Raw genomic sequence first — 963 nt, 5'->3', positions numbered from 1 at the left:
TCTTCGATGACGAGAACCTCGTGTCGTGCGCCGGGCTGGCCCCGGTGATGGGCTTGGCCGAGCAGACCGGCCTGTCCGAGCTGGTGGAGGAGAAGGTCAGCCTCGAGTCGGTGCGGGTGGCCTCGGCCGGGGTGAACCCGGCCGGGAAGATCACCACGATCATCGCCGGGATGGCCGCCGGCGCGGACAGCATCGATGACCTGCAGGTGGTCCGCTCCGGCGGGATGAAGCGGCTCTTCGGCGAGGTGTACGCGCCGGCCACGCTCGGGCAGTTCCTGCGCGAGTTCACCCACGGGCACGCCAGCCAGCTCGCCTCGGTCGTGCGGGCGCACCTGGTCGCGTTGGCCGAGCGCACCAGCGTGCTGGCCGGGATCGAGGAGCAGGCGTACATCGACATCGACTCGCTGCTGCGGCCGGTGTACGGCAAGACCAAGCAGGGCGCCAGCTTCGGGCACACCAAGATCGCCGGCAAGCAGGTGCTCCGTAAGGGCCTGTCCCCGCTGGCGGTCACGATCAGCACCGACACCGCGGCGCCGGTGCTCGCCGGGATCCGGTTGCGGGCCGGGAAGGCCGGATCCGGGCGGGCCGCCGGATCGATGGTCACCGCAGCGATCAGGACCGCCCGCGATGCCGGGTCCGCCGGCACGATCTTGGTGCGCGGCGACTCCGCGTACGGCACCAGCGCGGTCGTGACCGCCTGCCTGCGCGAGCGCGTGCAGTTCTCCGTGGTGTTGGCCAAGAACGCCGCCGTGTCCCGCGCGATCGAGGCCATCGCCGATGACGCGTGGACCCCGGTGCGCTACCCCGGGGCGGTCACCGACCCGGACACCGGCGAGCTGATCTCCGACGCGGAAGTCGCCGAGACCACCTTCACCGCGTTCGCCTCGACCGACACTCCGGTCACCGCGCGGCTGGTCGTGCGCCGGGTCCGTGACCAGGCCAAGCTCGACGAGCTGTTCCCGG

At 71.8% G+C, this 963-nt stretch carries 1 protein-coding gene; it reads left to right on the top strand.

Translation table 11 applies throughout. The features are described 5' to 3' along the window. On the top strand, positions 1 to 963 hold a 963-nt coding region (locus N864_RS22675; RefSeq protein ID WP_034722920.1), incomplete at both ends, for an IS1380 family transposase.

The organism is Intrasporangium chromatireducens Q5-1, from assembly GCF_000576575.1.
GTDB classification, from domain to species: Bacteria; Actinomycetota; Actinomycetes; order Actinomycetales; family Dermatophilaceae; genus Intrasporangium_A; species Intrasporangium_A chromatireducens.
The sequence above is the reverse complement of the archived record's forward strand: the minus strand, read 5'-3'. Positions and strand labels throughout refer to the sequence as shown.